This window comes from Enterobacter cancerogenus (assembly GCF_019047785.1).
Lineage (GTDB): Bacteria > Pseudomonadota > Gammaproteobacteria > Enterobacterales > Enterobacteriaceae > Enterobacter > Enterobacter cancerogenus.
In genome coordinates this window covers 238,692-254,857 of sequence record NZ_CP077290.1, presented here as the reverse complement: position 1 = coordinate 254,857, position 16,166 = coordinate 238,692, and the positions used below count along the sequence as shown (strand labels likewise).

The window sequence follows — 16,166 nt, the reverse complement described above, 5'->3', positions numbered from 1 at the left end:
CTCATGCGGATTTGCTGAGCGCTTCGCGGATCAGCGTTTTGGTGAAACGCAGCCGGCCATCGAACGGCGGCTGGCTGTACTCTTCCGGATCGCGGTGAAGATCGAACTGCGGCTGATATCCCTGGCTAAGATACAGCCGTACCGCTTCCGGCTGGCGAAAACCGGTGGTGAGGTAAATCTGACTGTAGCCCGCCAGTGCCGCCCGCCGCTCCAGCTCCTGCACCACCCGGCCCGCCAGCCCCTGCTGGCGCAGCGTTTTGTCGGTCCAGATGCGCTTGATCTCCGCGGTGCGTTCATCAAAGGGTTTGTAGGCCCCGGTAGCGATAATTTTCCCGTCGCGTTCCAGCACGATAAACAGCCCCTGCGGTGCGAGATACCATTCGGTCAATTCCACCTCGGCGTCTTTCGAAAAGTAGTCCCCGTATCGGGCAGCGTATTCGCCGAATAACCCCTCGATGATGGGCTGAAGTTCGGCGTCTTCCGGCGATACATCACGAAATTGCTCGCGCATAATCCCCCCCTTAATCGCCCAGACCTGCCGGGTTAACTTCAGAATTCGGGATACGCTCAACGCCTTCCCCCCAACGGTTGAGGACTTTGTCGTAATCACCGTTTTTAATCACGCCGTTTAGCGCAGTCTGCACCGGCTCAACCAGGCCGCTGCCTTTTTTCAGCGTTACCGCGATGTGCGCCGCCTTCGGCCAGCCGCCGTCGACGCTGCCGACCAGCCGGGTTTTGCCGCTCAACGCCGCTTTCCACGCGCCAATAACGTTTGGGCCAAACCAGGCGTCCGCGCGCCCGGATTGCAGCGCCAGGGTTTGCGCAGCATCGTCTTTGGTGTAGACCGGGGTGAACGGCTTAAGCCCTTTTTTCAGGTTTTCAGCATTCCACGCCAGCAGGATGGCTTCCTGATTGGTGCCGGAGCCAACGATGATGCGCAGACCGGCGATATCTTCCGCCTTCTCAAGCGTTTTTATCGGGCTGGTCGATTTCACGTAGAAGCCCAGGGAATCCTTACGGTAGGTGGCAAAATCAAACTTCTCTTTACGCGCTTTGGTGACGGTAATATTGCTAATAGCCGCGTCATATTTCCCGGACGCCACGCCGAGCGGCCAGTCCTCCCAGGAGGTCGGCACCACGTTCAGCTCAAGCCCCAGGCTATCCGCCACCAGACGAGCAATATCCACCTCGCTGCCAAGCAGCGTTTTGTTATCGTCGGCAAACACCGTCAGCGGCGGCTGGTTCAGCCCTGCCACGGCGACGGTAAATTTTCCAGGGATGGCAAAGTGATAGTCTTTCGGCAGCTGCGCCACCGCCGCGCTGTTTTTAGCGGTATTAATCGCCGTTTTGTTGGCTTCCAGGCTTACGCCGGTGCCATTGATAGTGACATTCTCAGCCCAGACTGCAGGAGTAATGGCCAGCGCAAGCGCCAGAATAAGCGATGTTTTCTGCATAGCGGCGTTCTCTTATTGTTGTGTGAACTGATTTGTGGGTTCGGCTAAACCCAGACTGTCGCGCAGCGTGGTGCCGGGGTAGTCAGTACGAAACAGGCCGCGAGTCTGTAATACCGGCACGACATGGTCAACAAAGCGCGGGAAGGTGTCCGGCGTGCCGCCCTGAATGATAAAACCGTCGGCTGCATGGCCCTCGAACCACTCCTGAAGGCCATCCGCCACCTGTTCCGGCGTGCCGGAAAAGCGCGGGCGCGGGGATGCTGCTTCCAGCGCTACCTGACGCAACGTTAACTGGCGCTCAGCGGCATTGCGCTTGATCTCATCGGTGGTGCTGCGAAAGCTGTTTTTACCTAAATCGCCCACGTCCGGGAACGGCGCGTCCAGGGGATACTGGCTAAAATCGTGGTGTTCAAAGTAGCGTCCAAGGTAATTCAGCGCGTCGGTAATGGACACCAGCGCCGCCGTAGTTTGATACTGATTTTCCACGTCTTCGGCATCTTTGCCGACAATCACGCTGACGCCCTGGAAAATATGTAAATCCGACGCGCGACGACCGTTATTTTCCAGTTGTTGCTTCACGTCGCGATAAAATGCTTGCGCGTCGTCTAGCGTTTCGTGGTGGGTAAATATGGCATCAGCGTGTTTCGCTGCCAGCTTTTTACCGTCATCCGACGCGCCCGCCTGAAATATAATCGGGCGTCCTTGCGGCGTGCGGCCAATATTCAGCGGTCCGGCAACCTTAAAGAAATCACCGTGATGATCGAGAGTATGCAGTTTATCCGGGTCAAAAAAGCGTCCGCTCGCTTTATCTCGGATAAAGGCATCGCCTTCCCAGGAGTCCCATAACCCTTTTACCACGTCGAGATATTCATCAGCGATGCGATAGCGCAACGCGTGTTCCGGGTGTTTCTCACGAGAGAAGTTTTTGGCCGAGCCTTCCAGCGGAGAGGTCACTACGTTCCAGCCCGCGCGGCCATGGCTCAGATGATCGAGGCTGGCAAACTGGCGCGCCACGGTAAACGGCTCGCTGTAGGAGGTTGACAAGGTGCCCACTAATCCCAGTCGGGAAGTAAGACTTGCCAGCGCCGATAATACCGTCAGCGGTTCAAAGCGATTTAAAAAGTGCGGAATGGATTTCTCGTTAATATAAAGTCCGTCGGCGACAAAAAGAAAATCCAGTTTGCCCTCTTCCGCTTTTAGCGCCGTCTCTTTAACAAAATCAAAATTAATGCTGGCATCGGCGACGGCCGCCGGATGTCGCCATGCAGACATATTCCCGGATGCGCCGTGCAAAATAGTGCCCAGCCGCAGCTGACGAGTTGCAGACATATTCACCTCTTATAATTAAACGTATTGCAGCGCTTTTTCCGCCAGCTGCGCAAAATAGGCGGCAGCGGGTTCAATTAACGCTTCGTCCGGGTTAAACGCCGGGTGATGTAAACCAAAGGGGCTGGCGCTGCCGATGCTGACAAACGCGCCGGGTATATTTTGCAGATACACCGCAAAATCTTCCCCGCCCATATGCAGCTCCGCATGATGGGTTTCGTAGCCCGCTTCTCTGGCGACCGAGGTGGCAAACGCCGCCCAGTGCTCGTCGTTAACCAGCGCGGCGGGTCCGGCATACCAGGTGATATCAATTTGGGCGTTAAAGGCGCTGGCAAACCCGGCGGCGATGTCGCCGACACGCGCTTTTACCTTTTGCTGCACGTCGCTGCGATGAGTGCGCAGCGTCCCCTCCAGCTCTACCGTCTCCGGCAGAACATTCCAGGTATTCCCCCCGGTGATGCGCGTGACGCTGAGCACCACCGAATCCAGCGTGTTGACGTTCCGGCTGGCCACGCTTTGCAGCGCCGTCACCAGCTGACTTGCCAGAACGATGGCATCGTTGCCCTCGTGAGGACGCGCCGCGTGTGCGCCCTTGCCGGTAATACGGATGGCAAAGCGATCAACGTTGGCGTAAAACGGCCCGCCGCGGGTGGCAAATTCACCAACCGGCAGCGACGGCTCGTTATGCATACCGAAGATGGCGCTCACGTCGCGTAACGCACCGGCACGGACCATGCTTTTCGCTCCGCCAAAGTTCTCTTCGGCTGGCTGGAAGAGGATCCGCACTCGCCCGGCAAGCGAAGCTTCCCGCGCTTTCAGTTTTAGCGCTGCGCCAAGAATAACGCTGGTATGCACGTCATGACCGCAGGCGTGCATCACCCCCGGGCGCTGCGAGCTAAACGGCACGCCGCTGCGCTCCTCAATGGGCAGAGCATCAATGTCCGCCCGTAAGGCAATTAGCTTTTTACCCGACCCAATTTCCGTCACCAGTCCGGTTTGAAGGTCATAGGGCAGCGGCGCGATCCCAGCCTGAGTCAGCCACTGGCGCAGCCGCGCGGTTGTTTCAACCTCCTGACCGGACAGCTCGGGGCGCTGGTGCAGCTCACGACGCCAGGAAATTAGCTGTTCGCTAAGATTCATACCGTCACCGCCTTATTCTGTCTGGCCTCTGCCAGCAGACGAAGGGATCGCGTGCGGCGTGTACCTTCTGCAATCGGGGTATCGATGATGAACTCATCAATGCCCCACTGTTGATGCAAGGCTTCAAGCTGCGCCACCACCGCATCAGCCGTTCCGGCCAGCAGAGACTGCGCCCGGCGGGCAATACGCAGCGGTTCGCTCCCGGCCTGATGCGCAAAGGCGTAGGCCTGCTCCTCGCTGGCTACCGTCACGCGCTGGCCGTTTGCCAGCTCAACGCCCCACACTTCCACCTTCTGCGCCAGGGCTTGTGCCTCGGCCTGCGTCGTTGCCACGATGGCCTGCACGGCCACGATAACGTCAAGGGTGCTGTGCTCGCGCCAGGTCGCCACCACCTCGCGCAGCAGATCCGGATCGCCATTGAGATGAGCAGCAAAGACAAAGTGCCAGTCGAGCGACGCCGCAAGAAGCGCGCTTTCGACGCTGGCTCCAAGCAAAAAGCCCTGTGCGGGCAGCGGCGGCAGCGGCGTGGCGCGCACGGCCTCGTCCGCAGACTGATGCTCAGGGCGAAGCCAGCGATCAAGCTGCGTGAGCTGATCGGCAAAGCTGCCTTTTTCCTGCGGGTTCAGGCCATGCTGTAGCGCACGGGTAGAGAGCGGCAGGCCACCAGGCGCTTTTCCGACGCCAAGATCGACCCGTCCAGGGGCTAAAGCGGCCAGCAGGTTAAAATTCTCTGCCACCTTGTAAGGGCTGTAATGCTGAAGCATGACGCCGCCCGATCCCACGCGGATACGCCGTGTTTGCCCGAGGATCCAGGCAATCAGCAGCTCCGGTGAGGGGCTGGCAAGCTGAGGGGTATTGTGGTGCTCGGCAATCCAGAAGCGGTGGTAACCCAACGTTTCCGCCAGCTGCGCCAGGCTTAGGGTTCGCGCCAGCGCATCGGCGGCCGTTTCATTTTCCGCAACGGGGCTTTTATCCAGAATGCTGATTCGCCAGGACATGTTCGCTTCTCGTTTGACTTAACATGCCGTCATTATTAAAGGCGTATTTCATCGCTGAGAAACAATTAATTTACATTTGGTTTGCCGGAAATCAGATATACAAAACCATGCAAAGAATAAGGCCTTGGCGGTTTTTCCCGTCGGTGGTCAGGCCCCGGGGTACTGTTCGTCGGTGACTTTTTCCAGCCATTCCACCGGGCTGCCGTTAACCGATTCGGCAATCGCAATATGGGTCATTGCTGTTTCGGCGCAGGCACCGTGCCAGTGTTTTACCCCTGGCTCGATCCAGGCGATATCGCCGTGGTTTAGCGGCTCGGCCTCTTCTCCCCACGCCTGCAGCCAGCCGCGCCCTTGGGTGACGATCAGCGTCTGCCCGAGCGGATGCGTGTGCCAGGCGGTGCGCGCACCCGGCTCGAACGTCACCGTTGCGCCGCCCACTTTTGCCGGTTCGGTTGCCTGGAACGGGGCGTCAATGCGTACGGTACCGGTAAACCAGGCTTCCGGCCCCTTCGCGGAAGGTAATGAACCACTGCGGATAATCTTCATCGTTGTCTCCTTTTTAGCTGTTGAGGTAACAGTAGCGCAAAGCGCAGGCGCGAATTAGAGTGCATAATCAAAAAGGAACTATGAGACGAATTCATAAATCAGGGCGTCAGTATGCTTAAAGACAATTTTAACGATCTGCTCTCGTTCATGGTGGTTGCGCGGGAACGCAGCTTTACCCGTGCGGCCGCGCAGCTCGGGGTTTCCCAGTCGGCGCTCAGCCACGCGATGCGTAACCTGGAGGCGAGGCTCGAGGTTCGGCTTTTAACCCGCACCACGCGCAGCGTGGCCCCGACAGAAGCCGGTGAAAGGCTGTTAATGCGGCTCAGCCCGCACCTGCTGGAGATTGAACAAGAACTCACTGCACTGCGTGATACTCGCGATCGACCCGCCGGTAATATTCGCCTGACCGCCGGGGAGCATGCGATGTCTGCCGTGCTGTGGCCGGTGCTTAAACCCTTTATGGCGCAATACCCTGACATTCACGTCGAGGTTACGGTAGACAACGGGCTGACGGACATCGTTGACGGGCGCTTCGACGCGGGCGTGCGCCTCGGCGAACAGGTGGCAAAAGACATGATCGCCGTACGCATCGCGGCGGATATGCGCATGGCGGTGGTCGGTTCATCAGACTATTTTGAGCGTTACGGCACGCCTGATACGCCGGAACAGCTCCAGCATCACCGCTGCATCAATATGCGCCTGCCGACGCGCGGCGGTTTATACGCATGGGAGTTTGAGCGCGACGGCCGCGAGCTGCGCGTGCGGGTTGACGGCCAGCTGACGCTGAACAATCTTCCGCAGCGTATTGATGCCGCCGAAAGCGGTCTGGGCCTCGCTTACGTTCCGGAAGATACCGTCCGCGAGGCGCTCGACCAGGGGCGATTACTCCGCGTGCTGGAGGCGTGGTGCCCGCCCTTTGACGGGTACCACCTTTACTACCCGAGCCGCCGCCAGCACACCACCGCGTTCTCGCTGCTGGTTGACGCGCTGCGCTATCGGTAGCTTATTTCCCAACACGTGACTGGAGGTGAGCCGGATAACGCTCGCCGACTACGTCAATGTCTGCCAGCGCGTGATGAATGTTGGCAAGATCACTTTGTGACAGGGTCACGCTTGCCGCAGCCAGATTTTCCTCCAGCCGGTGCAGCTTGGTCGTGCCAGGAATCGGGACAATCCATGGGGCTTTTGCCAGCAGCCACGCCAGGGCGATTTGGGCTGGCGTTACGCCCTGCTCCGCTGCCAGGCTCTTGACCACCTCAACCAGTTTCTGATTCGCCTGGCGCGACGCCTCGCTAAAGCGCGGAACGACGTTGCGAAAATCGCTGCTGTCGAAGGTCGTACTGGCGTCGATTGCCCCGGTCAGAAAGCCTTTACCCAGCGGACTAAAGGGTACAAACCCGATGTTCAGCTCCTCCAGTAGCGGCAGGATCTGCTGCTCTGGTTGCCGCCACCACAGGGAATATTCGCTCTGCAATGCAGTCACCGGACATACCGCGTGGGCGCGACGAATGGAATCTACGCCTGCTTCAGAGAGGCCAAAATGCTTCACCTTGCCTTCGGCAATCAGATCGGCAACGGTTCCGGCAACATCTTCCATTGGTACGTCAGGATCGACGCGATGCTGATAATAGAGGTCGATATAATCGGTTTTCAGTCGCGCCAGAGATCCTTCCACCGCCGCGCGGATATGTTCCGGACGACTGTTTAGCGTCTGCCCCGGCCGTTCGCAATCAAAGCCGAACTTAGTGGCAATCACTACGCGGTTGCGAAACGGTGCCAGCGCCTCGCCAACCACCTCTTCATTGATATAGGGCCCGTAAATCTCCGCCGTGTCGAAAAAGGTCACCCCGCGCTCGACCGCCTCGCGGATAAGCGAGATGGCCTGCTGTTTGTCCGTTGCCGGGCCGTAACCGTAGCTTAATCCCATGCATCCCAGCCCAAGCGCTGAAACCGTCAGTCCGTCTTTACCTAACTGTCGCTGTTGCATTCTTCACCTCGTGTTTTATTTCTGTCGGGATAACTTTAGGTGGGTTTGTTTATGAACACTACAGCGCAAAACTGCTAGTGCTTATGAATTTTACTCATTAATGACTTCGGGCGACCGGTAAGCAGTGCTGATGAATAAATCATCACTGCGCCTGCTGCTTTGTCTAAAAACTCGCCGACTTTTAGTGCGTTATGATCCGCTCTGCTCGGACCACACGATTTCCTTCGATGAGCATCACTTTCGGCACGGTTATATTTTGCGTCACCTATAAATTGCAGGTAGGATGCCACGCCATGTTTTGCCTTATCCATACGCAGAATGACTGGAAAGGCGGCATGTGCCTGCGCAGAAGCAATCGTTTGTGTCGCTCTCTGCCAGACAGGACTATCACGTTAATGGTTCAGACAGGTAAACAGGTAACTCAATGAAAACAAGCAATAAAAGCGCGGCCGAACATCACGCTGCGAAACGTCGCTGGTTGAACTCTCACGAAGAGGGCTACCACAAGGCGATGGGCAACCGTCAGGTTCAAATGATTGCCATCGGCGGCGCTATCGGTACGGGTCTGTTTTTGGGTGCTGGCGCACGTCTTCAGATGGCTGGCCCTGCTCTCGCACTGGTTTATCTGGTGTGCGGGATCTTCTCTTTCTTCATACTCCGCGCGCTGGGCGAACTGGTACTGCATCGCCCCTCCAGCGGCAGCTTCGTCTCTTACGCCCGCGAATTCCTCGGTGAAAAAGCCGCCTACGTGGCGGGCTGGATGTATTTCGTTAACTGGGCGATGACCGGGATCGTGGATATCACCGCGGTTGCGCTGTACATGCACTACTGGGGCGCGTTTGGCGACGTACCGCAGTGGGTCTTTGCCCTCGGCGCGCTGGCGATTGTCGGTACCATGAACATGATCGGCGTGAAGTGGTTCGCCGAGATGGAGTTCTGGTTTGCACTGGTGAAAGTGCTGGCGATCGTAATCTTCCTGGTGGTCGGTACGGTGTTCCTCGGCACGGGTAAACCCCTGGACGGCAACGCCACGGGCTTCCACCTCATCACCGATAACGGCGGCTTCTTCCCGCACGGCCTGCTGCCCGCACTGGTGCTGGTTCAGGGCGTGGTGTTCGCCTTTGCTTCTATTGAGCTGGTCGGCACCGCCGCTGGCGAGTGTAAAGATCCGCAGACCATGGTGCCAAAAGCGATCAACAGCGTGATCTGGCGTATTGGTCTGTTCTACGTTGGCTCCGTGGTGCTGCTGGTACTGTTGCTGCCGTGGAATGCCTATCAGGCGGGACAAAGCCCGTTTGTGACCTTCTTCTCTAAGCTTGGCGTGCCGTACGTGGGCAGTATCATGAATATCGTGGTACTGACCGCCGCCCTCTCCAGCCTGAACTCCGGCCTCTACTCGACTGGCCGTATTCTGCGCTCGATGTCCATGGGCGGCTCCGCGCCGAAATTCATGTCGAAGATGAGCAAGCAGCAGGTGCCGTACGCCGGTATCCTCGCCACGCTGGTGGTGTATGTCTTTGGCGTGTTCCTGAACTATCTGGTGCCGTCTCAGGTGTTTGAGATTGTCCTGAACGTGGCCGCGCTGGGCATCATCGCCTCCTGGGCCTTTATCGTGGTTTGCCAGATGCGTCTGCGCAAAGCGATTAAAGAAGGGAAAGCCGCCGAGGTGAGCTTTAAGCTGCCGGGTGCGCCGGTGACATCCTGGCTGACCCTGCTGTTCCTGTTCAGCGTGCTGGTGCTAATGGCGTTTGACTACCCGAACGGTACATACACCATCGCGACCATTCCGGTGTTAGCCGTTGTACTGATTATCGGCTGGTTTGGCGTGCGTAAGCGCGTTAACGAAATTCACAGCACCGCGCCGGTTCATCATGATGATGATCAGCATGACCGCCCGCTGGTTGAAGAGACATCACGATAATAAAAAAGCCGGGTGGCGGCTTCGCCTTACCCGGCCTACGGTTCACGGATTTGTAAGCCCGGTAAGCGCGTTAACGAAATTCACAGCACCGCGCCGGTTCATCATGATGTTGACCAGCATGACCGCCCGCTGGTTGAAGAGACATCACGATAATAATAAAGCCGGGTGGCGGCTGCGCCTTACCCGGCCTACGGTTCACGGCTTTGTAGGCCCGGTAAGCGGGTGAACGAAATTCACAGCAACGTGCCGGTTCATCATGATGAGGACCAGCATGATCGCCCGCTTGTTGAAGAGACGTCACGATAATAAAAAAGCCGGGTGGCGGCTTCGCCTTACCCGGCCTAAGGTTCACGGTTTTGTCGGCCCGGTAAGCGCATTAACGAAATTCACAGCACCGTGCCGGTTCATCATGATGTTGACCAGCATGACCGTCCGCTGGTTGAAGAGACGTCACGATAATAAAAAAGCCGGGTGGCGGCTTCGCCTTACCCGGCCTGCGGTTCACGGTTTTGTAGGCCCGGTAAGCGCAGCGCCACCGGGCAATACCCACATTACAGCGCGATACGAATGACATCGTCAGGTTGGGTTGCTTCCTGCTGGCGAGTCGATTTCTGCTTCACCGTCACATACAGCGTTTTACCGTCGGCAGACAGCGCCAGGCTGTTCGGGTAGACCGGCGTATCATAGGTTTTCGTTACTTTGTAGGTTTTCGCGTCAATCACGCTGACCTTGCCCGCTTCGCGATGGGTCACGTACGCCTCATTGCGCGCCGGGTTGAACAGCACCGCCAGCGATTCCGGCGCGGCGATTTTCTCGACAACGCTTCCGTCTTTCAGGCTCACCACCAGCACTTCAGGCTGCTTTGAATCAGTCACAAACGCGCGTTGGCCTGCGGTATCAAGACTCAGATTCAGATAGAAGTGTTCTTTGCCGTCGTCCTGCAACTTCTTACGGCTCAGGATTTTGTTGGTCGCGGTATCAATCGTCAGCAACTCGCCGTCGCCGTTAGTGGTGTACAGACGTTTCGCCTGCGCATCCAGCGCCAGGCCAGTACCGTAAGTGCCCGTATTGGCGATGGTCTCTTTCAGTTTCAGCGTGGCGCCGTCGACTACCCAGATCACGCTCTCTTTGCCGACACCGGTGATGTAAACGGTATGGGTGGTGTCATCGGCAACCAGCTGGCGCGGCTGAAGCGGTTTAACCGTTTCGCTACGCTTGCGGTCATCCAGCACCAGACGCCCTTTCACGTCGCCCGTTTTCGCGTCAATGGCCGTCACGGCGCTACTGGTGGTGTTGCCGAACCACAGGGTCTGGGTGGATTTGTCGAAGGTGGCGCCAAACGGTTTGAGATCGTTATGAATGGCCTGCGTCACTTCCAGCGTAACCGGATCCAGTCGATAGACCACGCCGCCCTTGTCGAGCTTGCGGCTTTGCGACGTCGCAACCCACAGCGCATTCTCCTGCTGGCTCACCGCCATTTCGTAAGCACCCTTACCCACAGCCTTACGCAGCATGTCGTCGGCGGCGTGCGCCTGGAACGCTCCGGCAAGGAGTAACGAACTTAACAGCAGAGAATTTTTCAGGCGCGGTGAGCACAGATGACGTAAAGACATAACAATTCCTTTTTAAAAAAGAGTGTGTACTGCTGACATCGCTTCCGGGGGACAAAGTCGTGGCTTTGTCCATTTTTAATGAGAATAGTAATCATTAATTTGTTAAATGTGGAGTTTTTCTTTCCTCTCTGCCCTTCCATTAACGCAACGTGCGGTTATAGTTTTCAAAAGATTTACAAAAGATTTAACATGTATGCACATGTTCCATTTGGTTCGTTTTCTTTCATAACCGGTTTATTTCATGAAAATCATTTCTGCCCGTAGGGCAACGCTCCCGCTGTTGTTGGTTCCCGTCACGTTTGGCCCGCTGAGCGCCGGGGCCGCAGAGGAACAGACCATGATCGTCAGCGCGACCCCTCAGACCGTCTCCGAGCTTGATACGCCTGCGGCCGTAAGCGTGGTGAACGGCGATGATATGCGTCACGCCGCGCCGCGCATTAACCTGTCTGAATCGCTCGGCAGCGTGCCGGGGCTACAGGTTCAGAACCGTCAGAACTATGCGCAGGATCTTCAGCTTTCGATGCGCGGCTTTGGCGCACGCTCAACGTTCGGCGTGCGTGGTATCCGCATGTATGTGGACGGTATTCCGGCGACCATGCCCGACGGTCAGGGCCAGACCTCAAACATCGATCTCTCCAGCGTGGAGAGCGTTGAAGTGCTTCGCGGCCCCTTCTCGGCCCTGTACGGAAACGCCTCTGGCGGCGTCATTAATATCAACACCCAAACCGGACAGCAGCCGCCAACCATTGAAGCCAGCAGCTACTATGGCAGCTACGGTACCTGGCGCTACGGCATGAAGGCGACCGGCGCAATGGGCGACGGGACGCACGCGGGCGATGTGGATTACACCGTCTCAACCACCCGCTTCACCACCAAAGGCTATCGCGACCACAGCGGCGCGCGTAAAAACCTTGCCAACGCTAAACTTGGCGTGCGCATTGATGACGTCAGCAAGCTGACGCTGATCTTTAACAGCGTGGACATGAAAGCCAACGATCCGGGCGGGCTGAGCTATCAGGAGTGGCAAAACGATCCGCGCCAGTCGCCGCGCGGCGATGCGTTTAACACGCGCAAAACCATCAAGCAGACCCAGGCCGGGCTACGCTATGACCGCCAGATGAGCGAGCAGGACGATCTCAGCGTGATGATGTACGCCGGTGAGCGCGAGATGACGCAGTATCAGTCGATTCCTTACCAGCCGCAGCTGAGGCCCACCCACTCCGGCGGCGTGATTGATATGCAGCGCCACTATCAGGGTATCGACACCCGCTGGACCCACCGTGGTGAACTGCTGGTGCCGGTCACTTTCACCACCGGCCTGAACTATGAAAACCTTAGCGAAGATCGTCGCGGCTACGAGAACTTCGTGATGCATAACGGTGTGCCGGATTACGGCGTCAAAGGCGACAAGCGCCGCAACGAACGCAATTTAATGTGGAACGTTGACCCTTACCTGCAAACCCGCTGGCAGCTGACGCAGAAACTCTCGGTGGATGCGGGCGTGCGCTACAGCTCGGTCTGGTTCGACTCGAATGACCACTATGTTACCCCGCAAAACGGCGATGACAGCGGTGACGCGAGCTACCACAAATGGCTCCCGGCTGGTGCGGTGAAATACGCCGTGACCGACGCGTGGAACCTGTATGCCGCAGCCGGTCGTGGCTTTGAAACGCCGACCATCAACGAGCTTTCCTATCGTCCGGATAACCAGGGTGGCCTGAACATTGGTCTGCAACCCTCAACCAACAACACCTATGAAGTGGGCAGTAAAACCCGCATCGGCAATGGCTTGCTGACGGCGGCGCTGTTCCGCACCGACACCGACGATGAGATCGTGGTGGATTCCAGCGCGGGCGGGCGCACCAGCTATAAAAATGCCGGTAAAACCCGACGTCAGGGTGTGGAGGTTTCGCTCGACCAGCAGTTCGCCGAAAACTGGAAACTGAAAATGGCGTGGACTTATCTCGATGCCACCTACCGCACTAACGTGTGCAGCGAGGGAGACTGTAACGGCAACCGGATGCCGGGGATCGCCCGTAATATGGGTTACGCCGCGTTCGGCTGGCAGCCGGAGGATGGCTGGTACGCCGGTACCGACGTGCGGTATATGAGCGATATTATGGCGGACGACGAAAACACGGCGAAAGCGCCATCGTATACGGTCGTCGGGTTGAACACCGGGTATAAGTTTAACTACGGTAACTGGGGTATGGACGTCTTTGGTCGCATCGACAACCTGTTCGACAAAGAGTATGCCGGATCGGTGATCGTCAATGAATCTAACGGGCGTTATTACGAACCTGCTCCGGGTCGTAACTATGGCGTAGGATTGTCGGTGTCTTACCGGTTTGAATAAACAATGATTCGGCCTCGCCATTTAACCTGCGTTATTGGCGAGCCTGATTCTCGAATGGATTTAGAAATGCGTATTCCCGGTGGCGAAATGCCCCGGGAATTATTCATCAAATAAATGTGTTGAATATAAAATAGACTCTTGACCCGATAATTCCCTAGCTAAAATATTGCCGCTGTAAAAGTGCATCCGCTTCATCAATCAATTTATCGATCGCTTTTTGGCTGGCGACGACATCTTTTCGCTCAAGGGCGTCAAGCAGCTCCGCATAGTGGTAAGTGTCAACCGGAACGTCCTTGAACTCGTCATGCAAATAGTTAATGCACGGCCCGATGCGCACCCACAGTTGCTCAATAAGCGCGCTCAGCGTTGGCATTTCAGCGTACTGATAGAGGCTGAAACGAAATACGCGGTTAGCGTGCAGCGCACGCTGCACATTGCCCTGCCGCATGGCCTCATGAAAAGCTTCTGACATTTCACGTAACGCATTCACTTTGGCTTCAGACATGTGACCACAGGCAGCAGCGACAGCCATCGGCTCCAGCTGCTTTCTGATGGTATTGATCTCTTTGTAGCGTTCGAGCGTCACTTCCGGCACCAGAAAAGCCTGTGCTGGCGTGGCATGCAGTGCCCCTGCGGAGACCAGCCGCAAAAGCGCCTCACGCACCGGCGTAATGCTGGTGCCTAGTTTATCTGCAATTTCTTTGGTGATCAGCCGTGCGCCAGGTTTGAGGGAGCCGGTAATTAATGCCCCTTTCAAACTGATCTCAACTTGCATAGTCAGACTGATTCGTTGTGCCTTTTCTAAATGATCCAAATCAAGCATATTCACTTCCCGTAGCCAAAACAAAATGCTCTTTGCAGCGGCCGTTAAAAAACGCCGCCGGGTTGATATATCCTGTATCGTTATGCCTGGTATTGGGAGATGCGCATAAACGCAAATACTGCAAACGGTATTTTTTATCGCGGTCGGGCCGTCTATGCTGATGACGCCGAGCGCTATGCTGTTTAATTAAAGACAATATATCGTATCTTCACAAATGATTATGGCGGGAAAACCCGCCATGAACGATTTATTTGTTATCAGCCGCCACGCGTATCACGACTTTGCCGAAGTTTTTCCCTTCTAGCAGGCCGATCAATGCCTGAGGTGCATTTTCCAGCCCATCCGTGACCTGCTCACGATAATGGATTTTGCCCTCCTGCACCCAGCGGCCCATCTGCGCCTGGAACTCGTCGATGCGATCCCCATAGTCCTGGGCGATGATGAACCCCTGCATACGAATGCGCTTCTTGAGGAGTGTGCCCATCAGCAGCGGCAAACGATCGGGGCCGTCCGGCAGGTCGGTGGCGTTATAGCCGCTGACCAGGCCGCAAATCGGTACGCGGGCGGAGGTGTTCAACAGCGGCAATACGGCATCAAAGACTTTACCGCCGACGTTCTCATAGTAGACGTCGATGCCGTCCGGGCAGGCATCGGCCAGCTGCTGCGCAAAGTTATCCGCATGGTGATCGATACACTTGTCGAATCCCAGAACCTCGACCGCATGACGGCATTTTTCCTCGCCACCAGCTACGCCCACGACGCGGCAGCCTTTGATTTTACCGATTTGCCCGACCGTCGCGCCGACAGGCCCGGTTGCTGCGGCCACCACCAGGGTTTCGCCGGTTTTGGGCTGCCCGATATCCAGCAGGCCCATATAGGCCGTAAAGCCCGGCATACCCAGGATCCCCAGCGACCACGAAGGATGCGCAGGGTTGTCACCGAGTTTCACCAGATCCTTTCCGTCGGACAACGCATGGGTTTGCCAGCCGCTGTAGCCGAGCACCCACTCGCCGGGTTTGAAATCGGGATGGTTTGACCGCTCAACGCGGCTGACCGTTCCCCCCACCATCACCGCCCCAATCTCAACAGGTGGCGAATAGGATGGCGCATCGCTCATGCGTCCGCGCATATACGGATCGAGTGACAGCCACTCGGTGCGCAACAGCACCTGGCCCTCTCCCGGCTCGGGAATGGGCTGTTCCTCTAAACGAAAATTCTCTGGCGTCGGTGCGCCATGCGGGCGAGACGCCAGTACCCAGCGACGATTTTGCATTGCAGATTGACTCATAGATCGCTCCTCATTTGTGCAAATGTCCTGCGCGGCCCGTCTCGACGGGCCACATGATTGTTACGTTCCGGACTGATTAAGCCTGACTACCAGATACACGCACGGTGCATCGGTCTCGTTGATAAACCGACAGTCGTTGGGCGGCCCCAGCTCCAGGCAATCTCCCGCGTTCATTTCATGGCGGGTGTCCCCCTCCAGAAAGACCAGCTTCCCGGACTGCAGCCAGATCAGCTGGCGCGCCAGCGCGTAGGATGATGCGGGCATGGGCACGTCGCTGCCTGCAGGGAGTTCAACCTGGACGAGATCGATAGGCAGGTCGGTTCGCGGTGAGACGTGGCGGCGAAGATAGTGCGTTTGCGGGTCGCGCCATACCGGCTGGTTCGCCAGACGCAGCAGTTTGCCTTCCTGCATTTCGGCGCGGGCAATAAGGGTCGACATGCTGATGCCAAATGCCCCGGACAAACGCGCAAGCAGCGTCGCCGTGGGGCTGCTTTCTCCGCGTTCAATTTTGTGGATCATGGCACGCGACACGCTGGCCCGGTCGGCCAACTCGCTCAATGACCATCCCCGGGATTCCCGTTCAAGGCGAATTCTGGCGCTAATCCGTTGATTCATATTGTCTGAAATAGTGTTCATGACGTCATACTATAGTGTATGAACAGCATTTCAACGCAGTTTTCATAACAAAAAAATATGGATTATGCCGTAGCGTAG

12 protein-coding genes and 1 pseudogene are annotated in these 16,166 nt (G+C 57.0%); 3 read left to right on the top strand and 10 right to left on the bottom strand.

Annotated elements, in window-relative coordinates; translation table 11 throughout:
- Position 1: 1 nt before the first annotated feature.
- The 5 genes and pseudogenes from I6L58_RS01195 to I6L58_RS01170 form a co-directional block, all read right to left on the bottom strand.
- The gene (locus tag I6L58_RS01195) at positions 2–511 is read right to left on the bottom strand and encodes a GNAT family N-acetyltransferase (protein WP_006175422.1); all 510 of its coding nucleotides are present in this window, start codon (positions 509–511) and stop codon (positions 2–4) included.
- Between the two features lie 10 nt (positions 512–521).
- Positions 522–2,783: pseudogene (locus tag I6L58_RS22865) on the bottom strand (NtaA/DmoA family FMN-dependent monooxygenase).
- A 15-nt stretch (positions 2,784–2,798) separates the two neighbouring features.
- Entirely contained in the window at positions 2,799–3,920 is a 1,122-nt protein-coding gene (locus tag I6L58_RS01180) for a M20 peptidase aminoacylase family protein (RefSeq protein ID WP_088209156.1), read from the bottom strand.
- Entirely contained in the window at positions 3,917–4,918 is a 1,002-nt protein-coding gene (locus I6L58_RS01175) for an LLM class flavin-dependent oxidoreductase (protein ID WP_088209157.1), read from the bottom strand. The genes I6L58_RS01180 and I6L58_RS01175 overlap by 4 nt, the downstream gene beginning before the upstream one ends.
- Positions 4,919–5,065: 147 nt before the next feature.
- Positions 5,066–5,464, bottom strand: a complete 399-nt coding sequence (locus I6L58_RS01170; protein ID WP_088209158.1) for a (R)-mandelonitrile lyase — start codon at positions 5,462–5,464, stop codon at positions 5,066–5,068.
- Between the two features lie 111 nt (positions 5,465–5,575).
- Here I6L58_RS01170 and I6L58_RS01165 point away from each other — a divergent pair, with 111 nt between their 5' ends.
- Positions 5,576–6,466 carry a LysR family transcriptional regulator gene (locus I6L58_RS01165; RefSeq protein ID WP_088209159.1) on the top strand — a complete coding sequence of 297 codons (891 nt, stop codon included), beginning with the start codon at positions 5,576–5,578 and terminating at the stop codon, positions 6,464–6,466.
- Position 6,467: 1 nt separating this feature from the next.
- Here the strand turns inward: I6L58_RS01165 and I6L58_RS01160 are convergent, their stop codons facing one another.
- Positions 6,468–7,451: an aldo/keto reductase gene (locus I6L58_RS01160; protein WP_088209160.1), complete on the bottom strand. Its 984-nt coding sequence runs from the start codon at positions 7,449–7,451 to the stop codon at positions 6,468–6,470.
- 424 nt (positions 7,452–7,875) lie between these two features.
- Here I6L58_RS01160 and ansP point away from each other — a divergent pair, with 424 nt between their 5' ends.
- The gene (gene ansP, locus I6L58_RS01155) at positions 7,876–9,372 is read left to right on the top strand and encodes an L-asparagine permease (RefSeq protein WP_006175442.1); all 1,497 of its coding nucleotides are present in this window, start codon (positions 7,876–7,878) and stop codon (positions 9,370–9,372) included.
- A gap of 551 nt (positions 9,373–9,923) precedes the next feature.
- Here ansP and yncE read toward each other — a convergent pair.
- On the bottom strand, positions 9,924–10,985 hold the full coding sequence (yncE, locus tag I6L58_RS01150; RefSeq protein WP_088209161.1) for a 7-bladed beta-propeller protein YncE: 1,062 nt from the start codon (positions 10,983–10,985) through the stop codon (positions 9,924–9,926).
- A 241-nt stretch (positions 10,986–11,226) separates the two neighbouring features.
- On the opposite strand from yncE, the gene pqqU reads away from it, so the two are divergent.
- Positions 11,227–13,341 (top strand): TonB-dependent receptor PqqU, encoded by a 2,115-nt coding sequence (gene pqqU / locus I6L58_RS01145; protein ID WP_088209162.1) that lies wholly within the window; start codon positions 11,227–11,229, stop codon positions 13,339–13,341.
- A gap of 154 nt (positions 13,342–13,495) precedes the next feature.
- On the opposite strand, the gene I6L58_RS01140 is transcribed toward pqqU, so the two are convergent.
- The 3 genes from I6L58_RS01140 to I6L58_RS01130 form a co-directional block, all read right to left on the bottom strand.
- Positions 13,496–14,164: a GntR family transcriptional regulator gene (locus tag I6L58_RS01140; protein WP_006175449.1), complete on the bottom strand. Its 669-nt coding sequence runs from the start codon at positions 14,162–14,164 to the stop codon at positions 13,496–13,498.
- A gap of 247 nt (positions 14,165–14,411) precedes the next feature.
- The gene (locus I6L58_RS01135) at positions 14,412–15,452 is read right to left on the bottom strand and encodes an NADP-dependent oxidoreductase (protein ID WP_088209163.1); all 1,041 of its coding nucleotides are present in this window, start codon (positions 15,450–15,452) and stop codon (positions 14,412–14,414) included.
- A gap of 60 nt (positions 15,453–15,512) precedes the next feature.
- Entirely contained in the window at positions 15,513–16,088 is a 576-nt protein-coding gene (locus I6L58_RS01130) for a helix-turn-helix domain-containing protein (RefSeq protein ID WP_006175453.1), read from the bottom strand.
- Between the last annotated feature and the right edge of the window lie 78 nt (positions 16,089–16,166).

What these genes read in the sequence shown, in the direction of transcription:
- I6L58_RS01180 (WP_088209156.1), bottom strand. Translation starts at nt 3,920, where the DNA reads ATGAATCTTAGCGAACAGCTAATTTCCTGGCGTCGTGAGCTGCACCAG.
- I6L58_RS01175 (WP_088209157.1), bottom strand. Translation starts at nt 4,918, where the DNA reads ATGTCCTGGCGAATCAGCATTCTGGATAAAAGCCCCGTTGCGGAAAAT.
- I6L58_RS01170 (WP_088209158.1), bottom strand. Translation starts at nt 5,464, where the DNA reads ATGAAGATTATCCGCAGTGGTTCATTACCTTCCGCGAAGGGGCCGGAA.
- I6L58_RS01195 (WP_006175422.1), bottom strand. Translation starts at nt 511, where the DNA reads ATGCGCGAGCAATTTCGTGATGTATCGCCGGAAGACGCCGAACTTCAG.
- I6L58_RS01130 (WP_006175453.1), bottom strand. Translation starts at nt 16,088, where the DNA reads ATGAACACTATTTCAGACAATATGAATCAACGGATTAGCGCCAGAATT.
- I6L58_RS01135 (WP_088209163.1), bottom strand. Translation starts at nt 15,452, where the DNA reads ATGAGTCAATCTGCAATGCAAAATCGTCGCTGGGTACTGGCGTCTCGC.
- pqqU (WP_088209162.1), top strand. Translation starts at nt 11,227, where the DNA reads ATGAAAATCATTTCTGCCCGTAGGGCAACGCTCCCGCTGTTGTTGGTT.
- yncE (WP_088209161.1), bottom strand. Translation starts at nt 10,985, where the DNA reads ATGTCTTTACGTCATCTGTGCTCACCGCGCCTGAAAAATTCTCTGCTG.
- I6L58_RS01140 (WP_006175449.1), bottom strand. Translation starts at nt 14,164, where the DNA reads ATGCTTGATTTGGATCATTTAGAAAAGGCACAACGAATCAGTCTGACT.
- ansP (WP_006175442.1), top strand. Translation starts at nt 7,876, where the DNA reads ATGAAAACAAGCAATAAAAGCGCGGCCGAACATCACGCTGCGAAACGT.
- I6L58_RS01160 (WP_088209160.1), bottom strand. Translation starts at nt 7,451, where the DNA reads ATGCAACAGCGACAGTTAGGTAAAGACGGACTGACGGTTTCAGCGCTT.
- I6L58_RS01165 (WP_088209159.1), top strand. Translation starts at nt 5,576, where the DNA reads ATGCTTAAAGACAATTTTAACGATCTGCTCTCGTTCATGGTGGTTGCG.